This window comes from Pseudomonas sp. YL2, assembly GCF_023063025.1.
GTDB lineage: Bacteria > Pseudomonadota > Gammaproteobacteria > Pseudomonadales > Pseudomonadaceae > Aquipseudomonas > Aquipseudomonas putida_A.
The window spans coordinates 134,742-143,530 of the sequence record NZ_JAJSLU010000019.1 but is presented as its reverse complement, the minus strand read 5'-3'; the positions used below and the strand labels follow the sequence as shown (position 1 = coordinate 143,530).

Annotated in this window: 5 protein-coding genes; 3 read left to right on the top strand and 2 right to left on the bottom strand. The window is 58.8% G+C overall.

What is annotated here, in order from left to right:
- Positions 1–138 precede the first annotated feature (138 nt).
- Positions 139–1,545 (bottom strand): glutamate--ammonia ligase, encoded by a 1,407-nt coding sequence (glnA, locus tag LVD08_RS23315; protein ID WP_003220788.1) that lies wholly within the window; start codon positions 1,543–1,545, stop codon positions 139–141.
- Positions 1,546–1,873: 328 nt separating this feature from the next.
- On the opposite strand from glnA, the gene thiI reads away from it, so the two are divergent.
- Positions 1,874–3,328: a tRNA uracil 4-sulfurtransferase ThiI gene (gene thiI / locus LVD08_RS23310; RefSeq protein WP_027611269.1), complete on the top strand. Its 1,455-nt coding sequence runs from the start codon at positions 1,874–1,876 to the stop codon at positions 3,326–3,328.
- A gap of 139 nt (positions 3,329–3,467) precedes the next feature.
- Positions 3,468–5,288: a translational GTPase TypA gene (gene typA / locus LVD08_RS23305; protein WP_247269368.1), complete on the top strand. Its 1,821-nt coding sequence runs from the start codon at positions 3,468–3,470 to the stop codon at positions 5,286–5,288.
- Between the two features lie 190 nt (positions 5,289–5,478).
- Here typA and LVD08_RS23300 read toward each other — a convergent pair whose 3' ends face one another.
- Positions 5,479–5,916: a YkgJ family cysteine cluster protein gene (locus LVD08_RS23300; protein WP_007961740.1), complete on the bottom strand. Its 438-nt coding sequence runs from the start codon at positions 5,914–5,916 to the stop codon at positions 5,479–5,481.
- 257 nt (positions 5,917–6,173) lie between these two features.
- On the opposite strand from LVD08_RS23300, the gene LVD08_RS23295 reads away from it, so the two are divergent.
- Positions 6,174–8,624, top strand: a complete 2,451-nt coding sequence (locus LVD08_RS23295) for a glycogen/starch/alpha-glucan phosphorylase (protein ID WP_183783834.1) — start codon at positions 6,174–6,176, stop codon at positions 8,622–8,624.
- The last annotated feature ends 165 nt before the right edge of the window (positions 8,625–8,789 follow it).

Sequence of the window (8,789 nt, the reverse complement as noted above, 5' to 3'; positions counted from 1 at the left end):
CCTTTTTCCGGTATCCATTGAATCCTCCTGAAGATTGGTCAGAAGGTGTAAACCTTATTCAGGACGCGACAGGGCAATAAAAAAGGCCTCCCGAAGGAGGCCTCTTTTTGTCACGCCGCGTAGCGCGGCGCTACCGGATCAGCAGCTGTAGTACAGCTCATATTCCAGTGGGTGTACGAAGGTGCGGACCTTGATTTCTTCTTCGGATTTCAGCGCGATGTAAGCGTCGATGAAGTCGTCGGAGAACACGCCGCCCTTGGTCAGGAACGCACGGCCCTTGTCCAGCTCTTCCAGGGCTTCTTTCAGGCTGCCGCAAACTTGTGGGATCTCTTTCGCCTCTTCAGGCGGCAGGTCGTACAGGTTTTTGTCAGCAGCATCGCCTGGGTGGATCTTGTTCTGGATACCGTCCAGACCGGCCATCAGCAGTGCTGCGAAAGCCAGGTACGGGTTGGCAGCCGGATCCGGGAAGCGTGCTTCGATACGACGGCCGCGTGGGCTGTTGACGTAAGGAATACGGATCGAGGCGGAACGGTTGCGAGCCGAGTAGGCCAGCATCACCGGCGCTTCGAAACCTGGCACCAGACGCTTGTAGGAGTTGGTAGCCGGGTTGGTGAAGCCGTTCAGGGCCTTACCGTGCTTGATGATACCGCCGATGAAGTACAGGGCGGTTTCGGACAGGCCGGCATAGCCTTCGCCCGCGAAGGTGTTCTTGCCGTCTTTGGCGATGGACATGTGCACGTGCATGCCCGAGCCGTTGTCGCCGTACAGTGGCTTCGGCATGAAGGTCGCGGTGCGGCCGTATGCGTCGGCAACGTTGTGGACAACGTATTTCAGAGTCTGAACTTCGTCAGCTTTCTTCACCAGGGTGTTGAACTTGACACCGATTTCGTTCTGACCGGCAGTCGCCACTTCGTGGTGGTGAACCTCAACGGTCTGGCCCATCTCTTCCAGTGCGTTGCACATGGCAGTACGGATTTCGTGGTCGTGGTCGAACGGCGGAACCGGGAAGTAGCCGCCTTTGATGCCAGGACGGTGGCCTTTGTTGCCGCCTTCGATGTCCTGGTCGGACATCCAGGAGCCTTGTTCGGAGTAGATCTTGAACATCGAGCCGGAGATATCGGACTTGAACTTCACTTCGTCGAAGATGAAGAATTCTGGTTCTGGACCGGCGAAGACGGTGTCACCAATACCGGTGGTCTTCAGGTATTCCTCGGCACGGTGAGCGATGGCGCGCGGGTCGCGATCGTAACCCTGCATGGTCGAAGGTTCGATGATGTCGCAAACCAGGATCAGGGTTGCGTCTTCGGTGAACGGATCGAGAACGGCAGTATCGTCGTCCGGCAGCAGGATCATGTCGGAGGCTTCGATGCCTTTCCAGCCAGCGATGGAGGAGCCGTCGAACATCTTGCCGACTTCGAAGAAGTCGTCTTCCAGCGCATCGCGAGCCGGCATGGTCACGTGGTGCTGAGTGCCTTTGGTGTCCGTGAAGCGCAGATCAATCCACTTGACGTCATGATCTTTGATGAGTTGAACCGACTTCGACATAGTGTCCTCCGGGTGGCTTAGGGCTTGGTAGTGGATGCCCTTAATAGGGGTGATGCCGGCGCAGATACTCTGCCAAGGCAACCTGCCTCACAAGGGAGCAAATTGCATGCCAGTGCCCCAGCATGGGTTTTTTGCCCCAATTTCACGCTTTGAGCACCGCAAAGTGCCATAAGGGTGAAAATCTCGCCCCTTAATGTAGCGCTTCAAATCAGAAATGACCCGTTTTGGTGCAAGTGAAACCTTCTGCATATTAACTGGTTAAACCTTGAGCAATTTCCGCTATAATCCGCGCCCCCCTTTTTCGGCTGGCCCTGCGCGCGCTGTTTTCATGAAACTAATCGTAAAAGTCTTCCCCGAGATCACCATCAAAAGCCGCCCTGTCCGGATGCGTTTCATCCGCCAGCTGGCCAAGAACATCCGCGCCGTGCTCCGCGATTTGGACCCGGCCGTGGTGGTGAACGGTGTGTGGGACAATCTCGAGCTGGAAACCCGCGTTACCGACCCCAAAGCCTTGAAAGAGATGGGCGAGCGCCTCACTTGTACTCCCGGCGTCGCGCACTTTCTGCAGATCGACGAGTACCCGCTGGGCGACTTTGACGACATCACCGAGAAGTGCAAACAGCACTACGGCGATGTACTGGCCGGGAAGATTTTCTCGGTGCGCTGCAAGCGTGCAGGCAAGCACCCGTTCAGTTCGATGGACGTCGAAAAATACGTCGGCAGCAAGCTGCGTCGTGAGTGCGGTGCCGCCGGAATCGACCTCAAAGACCCGGAAATCGAAGTTCGCATCGAAGTTCGCGACCAACGGTTGTTTGTCATCCACAGCCAGCACAACGGCATCGGCGGTTACCCGCTCGGCGCACTGGAGCAGACGCTGGTATTGATGTCCGGCGGCTTTGACTCGACGGTTGCCGCGTACCAGATCATGCGTCGCGGCCTGATGGCGCATTTCTGCTTCTTCAATCTGGGCGGGCGTGCCCACGAATTGGGCGTGATGGAAGTCGCGCATTTCATCTGGAAGAAGTACGGCAGCTCGCAACGCGTGCTATTTGTCAGTGTCCCGTTCGAAGAAGTGTTGGGCGAAATTCTCGGCAAAGTCGATAACAGTCATATGGGCGTCGTATTGAAGCGTATGATGTTGCGCGCATCGTCGGCCATCGCCGACCGGCTGCACATCGATGCGCTGGTCACCGGCGAAGCGATCTCCCAGGTATCGAGCCAGACGCTGCCGAACCTGTCGGTGATCGACTGCGTGACCGACAAACTGGTCCTGCGTCCACTGATCGTTGCGCACAAGCAGGACATCATCGACACGGCCAACGAGATCGGCACCGCCGATTTCGCCCGGCACATGCCGGAGTACTGCGGAGTCATCTCGGTCAATCCGAAGACCGCCGCCAAGCGCCACCGTGTTGAGCACGAAGAGAAAGAATTCGACATGGCGGTTCTCGAGCGTGCGCTCGAAAACGCCAAGCTGGTGCCGATCGACCGAGTGATCGACGAATTGGGCCAGGATTTGCAGATCGAAGAAGTCGGCGAAGCGCTGGCCGGTCAGATCGTCATCGACATCCGTCACCCGGATGCGGCCGAGGATGACCCGCTGGAACTCGCCGGCATAGAAGTACAGACGATGCCGTTCTACGCAGTGAACGCTCGTTTCAAGGAGCTGGATCCGACTCGCCAGTACCTGCTGTATTGCGACAAAGGCGTGATGAGTCGCCTGCATGCTCACCATTTGCTCAGTGAGGGGCATGCCAATGTGCGCGTTTATCGACCGAGCTAAGTGCCCGGGGCTGTTTGCCTGTGGCCTGCGTCACCGGCCCCCCGACACCGCCGTCAAGCTGTAACGGCCATGCCGGACACTACTGTTAATCGCTGCCAAGACTTGTCAGCAAACCGAATCCTCTGATCGAGATACACAAGTGATCGAAAATCTACGTAACATCGCCATCATTGCCCACGTTGACCATGGTAAGACCACCCTGGTAGACAAACTCCTGCGTCAATCCGGCACCCTGGAGCGCAACGAGCTCAACGACGAGCGCGTGATGGACTCCAACGACCAGGAAAAAGAGCGCGGTATTACCATTCTGGCGAAAAACACCGCCATCAACTGGAACGGCTACCACATCAACATCGTGGACACCCCGGGCCACGCCGACTTCGGCGGTGAAGTAGAACGCGTAATGTCGATGGTTGACTCCGTTCTGCTGCTGGTTGACGCTCAAGACGGCCCTATGCCGCAAACCCGTTTCGTGACCAAGAAGGCATTCGAAGCCGGCCTGCGTCCAATCGTGGTCATCAACAAGGTTGACCGTCCAGGCGCGCGTCCGGACTGGGTTCTGGATCAGATCTTCGACCTGTTCGACAACCTCGGTGCTACCGAAGAACAACTGGACTTCCAGGTTGTTTACGCCTCGGCCCTGAACGGCATCGCCGGTCTGGATCACACCGCCATGGGCGAAGACATGACTGCGCTGTACCAGGCAGTTGTCGACCACGTTCCGCCTCCGGCCGTTGACCGTGACGGTCCGTTCCAGATGCAGATCTCCGCTCTGGACTACAACAGCTTCCTGGGTGTTATCGGTGTTGGCCGTATCGCTCGTGGTCGCGTCAAGCCGAACACCCCGGTTGTCGCGATCAGCGCCGACGGCAAGCGCCGCAACGGTCGTATCCTGAAGCTGATGGGTCACCACGGTCTGCACCGCATTGACGTTGAAGAAGCAGCAGCTGGCGACATCGTCTGCATCAGCGGCTTCGACGAGCTGTTCATCTCCGACACCCTGTGCGACATCAACACCGTCGAGGCCATGAAGCCGCTGACCGTTGACGAGCCAACCGTTTCCATGACCTTCCAGGTAAACGACTCGCCATTCTGCGGTAAAGAAGGCAAGTTCGTGACCTCCCGTAACATCAAGGATCGTCTGGACAAAGAGCTGCTGTACAACGTTGCACTGCGTGTTGAAGAAGGCGACTCGGCTGACAAGTTCAAGGTTTCCGGCCGTGGTGAGCTGCACCTCTCGGTACTGATCGAAACCATGCGTCGCGAAGGCTTCGAGCTGGCCCTGGGCCGTCCTGAAGTGATCATCCGTGAAGTTGACGGCGTGAAGCAGGAACCGTTCGAAAACGTCACCATCGACATCCCTGAAGAATCGCAGGGCAAGGTCATGGAAGAGATGGGTCTGCGTAAGGGCGACCTGAGCAACATGGTGCCGGATGGCAAGGGCCGTGTTCGTCTGGAATACAACATCCCTGCTCGCGGTCTGATCGGTTTCCGTAACCAGTTCCTGACCCTGACCAACGGTGCTGGCATCCTGACCTCGATCTTCGATCGTTACGCTCCAGTGAAGTCGGGCCACATGTCCGGCCGTCAGAACGGCGTTCTGGTTTCGGTTGAAACCGGCAAGGCACTGACCTACTCGCTGGAAACCCTGCAGGCTCGTGGCAAGCTGTTCGTAGAACACGGCCAGGAGATCTACAACGGTCAGATCGTTGGTCAGAACAGCCGCGACAACGACCTGGGTGTGAACCCAACCAAAGGCAAGAAGCTCGACAACATGCGTGCTTCGGGTAAAGACGAAACCATCGCTCTGGTACCACCTGTTCGCTTCACTCTGGAACAGGCTCTGGAATACATCCAGGAAGACGAGCTGTGCGAAGTCACGCCTAAGTCCATCCGTCTTCGCAAGAAGATCCTGGACGAAAGCGCGGCCCCCCGGCCGCCAAAGAACGCAGAGGCTTAGGTTTAGGCCGGGGGGGAAACACCCCCCCGGGGGCGGGTGCGGGGTGGCGTTTTTGTTTGTCTGGGGTTTACGCGTTGTTTGTGCCGGCCCCTTCGCGAGCAGGCTCGCTCCCACAGGGGAACGCATTCCAATGTGGGAGCTAGCCTGCTCGCGAAGGCGGCGGATCAGCCGCCGCAAATTTCAGGAAAGGTCAGAACTTCTCGATCGACCGCGAATTTTGCACCCGCTCGACTTCTTTCGGCTTGTACGCGCAATACCCCGGCCGCGGGCCGATCTTCGGGTGGTTGCGGCAAGTGTCCGGGCGCTTGTCATAAATGGTGCACAGGCGGCTCTTACGATCCAGGTAGTAGCAATCGTTGTTGCTCATGCGCTGCAGGGTGAAGATCCCCGACTTCTGGTTGAAGCGCTCGACCAGCCCTTCCTTTTGCAGACGCTTGGCGATGTTCTTCGGCGGATCACCCAGTTCGAACTCGTCGACCACGCCGATGCGTACCAGGTCCTTGATCTTGACCTCGACCGGCAGGGTGCAGCAGCTGGAGACACAAGAGCCGCACATCGGGGCCGAATATTTGGCCCACGTATCGAGACGGTCGATCTCGGCGGCGGCAATCAGGTTGGGCTTCATCATCGGGAATTACCAGGCGTGTGCATCAGGGCGCGCGATCATACCGGGACTGGTGGATTTTTGAACAACCTTTCGCCAGATTTTTGCAAATGCCGCGCAAATGCCATTCAGTCCGGCACGGCCCCTGCATTCATTAGCCCACTCGCCAAGGTAATGCCGGGCTATCTCACCGTCTTCGGAAAAACTGCAGAACCTGCGCCTCTACCGTCGGTCAGACCGTCTAGGCTCAGACAATTCCCCGCTCGCTCGAGGTCCTATCGATGACTCAAGAACCACTAGTTCGCGAAGCAGAGGTGGCCGCATTCCGCGATGCCGTCCTGACCAAGCTCACCTATGCAGTGGGTAAAGACCCGGATCACGCTTTCGACCATGACTGGTTCGAAGCCATTGCCCTGGCGGCGCGCGACCACATGGTCGAACACTGGATGGACCACACCCGGCAGATCTACCGCAAAGGCCAGAAACGGGTGTATTACCTCTCGCTGGAATTTCTCATCGGTCGTTTGCTCTACGACAGCCTGAGCAATCTCGGCCTGCTCGACGTCGCGCGTGAAGCGCTGACCGAACTGGGCGTCGATCTCGAACGCATCCGCCTGCTGGAACCCGACGCGGCGCTCGGCAACGGCGGCCTCGGCCGTCTGGCGGCGTGCTTCATGGAGAGCATGTCGACCCTCGGCATCGCCGGGCACGGCTACGGCATTCGCTATGAACACGGTCTGTTCCGCCAGGCTATCGTCGATGGCTGGCAGCAGGAGCAGACCGAGCACTGGCTGGATTTCGGCAACCCGTGGGAGTTCGAACGTCCGGAAGTGGTGTACTCGATCGGCTTCGGCGGCAGCGTTGAAACCGTCACCGATGCCAGCGGCAAGACCAAACAGGTCTGGTCGCCTGCGGAAACCGTGCGCGCGATTGCCTACGACACACCGGTGGTCGGCTGGCGCGGGGCGAGCGTCAACACCCTGCGCCTGTGGCGCGCCCGGGCCATGGAAGATCTGCACCTGGAGCGCTTCAACGCCGGTGACCACCTGGGTGCCGTCGCCGAAGTCGCCCGCGCTGAAAGTATTTCCCGCGTGCTTTACCCGGCAGACAGCACTGAGGCCGGGCAGGAACTGCGCCTGCGCCAGGAATACTTCTTCGTCGCCGCTTCCTTGCAGGATTTGCTGCGTCGTCATCGCAACATGCACACCTCGGTGCTGACCCTGGGCGATCACGCGGCGATCCAGCTCAACGACACCCACCCTTCGATTGCCGTTGCTGAATTGATGCGGCAACTGGTCGACGTCTACGACGTGGCCTGGGATGCGGCGTGGCAAGTCACGGTCGATACCTTGTCGTACACCAACCACACGCTGTTGCCCGAAGCGCTGGAAACCTGGCCGGTCGGCCTGATGGAACGCATGCTGCCGCGGCACATGCAGATCATTTATCTGATCAACGCCCAGCACATCGATTCGCTGCGCGCCAAAGGCATTCATGATTTCGACGTGCTGCGCGCGGTGTCGCTGATCGAAGAGGACAACGGTCGCCGGGTGCGCATGGGCAACCTCGCGTTCCTCGGTTCGCACAGCGTCAACGGCGTGTCCGGGCTGCACACGCAGTTGATGCGCAAGACCGTGTTCGCCGAGCTGCACAAGCTTTACCCGGAGCGGATCAACAACAAAACCAACGGCATCACCTTCCGCCGCTGGCTGTTCCAGGCCAACTCCGAACTGACCTCGATGCTGGTCGACTCCCTCGGCCCGGAGGTGCTGGATAACCCGGAAGAGCGCCTGCTTGACCTCGAACCGTTCGCCGAGAAACCCGCCTTCCGCAAAGCCTTCGCCGAACAACGCCTGCACAGCAAAAAGGCCTTGGCCTATCTGATTCACGAGCGGCTGGGGATCGCGGTCAATCCGGCGGCGATGTTCGACGTGCAGGTCAAACGGATCCACGAATACAAGCGCCAGTTGCTCAACCTGATGCACACCGTGGCGCTGTATCAGGCAATTCGCGCCGAGCCTGAAGTTGACTGGGTACCCCGGGTGAAGATCTTCGCCGGTAAAGCGGCGGCCAGTTATCACCAGGCCAAACTGATCATCAAACTGACCAACGACATCGCCCGGGTAGTGAACAACGACCCGACAGTGCGCGGTTTGCTGAAAGTGGTGTTCCTGCCCAACTACAACGTCAGCCTGGCGGAGAGCATCATTCCGGCGGCGGACTTGTCCGAGCAGATTTCCACGGCCGGTTTCGAAGCCTCGGGCACCAGTAACATGAAGTTCGGCCTCAACGGTGCGCTGACCATCGGCACCCTCGACGGCGCCAATGTGGAAATGTGCGAGCGCATCGGCGCCGAGCACATGTTCATCTTCGGCCTCAGCGCGCAGCAGGTTGAAGCGCGCAAGCAGAACCACGAGTTCAGCGCCGCGCCGGACATCGCCGCGTCGCATCGTTTGAGCGACGTGCTGCAAGCGATCCGCAGTGGTGTGTTCTCGCCGGATGATACGTCGCGCTACACCGGGCTGATCGATTCGCTGGTGGACTACGATCGCTTCCTGGTCTGCGCTGACTTCGATTCCTATTGGGAAGCGCAAAAACGCGTCGATGCGCATTGGCACGACGCCAACAACTGGTGGCGTTCGGCAGTGCTCAACACGGCGCGGATGGGCTGGTTCTCGTCCGACCGGACGATTCGCGAGTACGCCACGGATATCTGGAAGGCACTGGAGTGATTTTCTGCAACAAATGTGCGTAAGGCCCAACGTTTGTTGGGCCGGATCGATATACTGAGCGCCGGTTACCGAATGTGTCAGTCAGCACAAGACCCCTTGTGGGAGCGGGCTTGCTCGCGAAGGCGTTGTGTCAGTCAACTGGATATCGACTGACACAACGCCTTC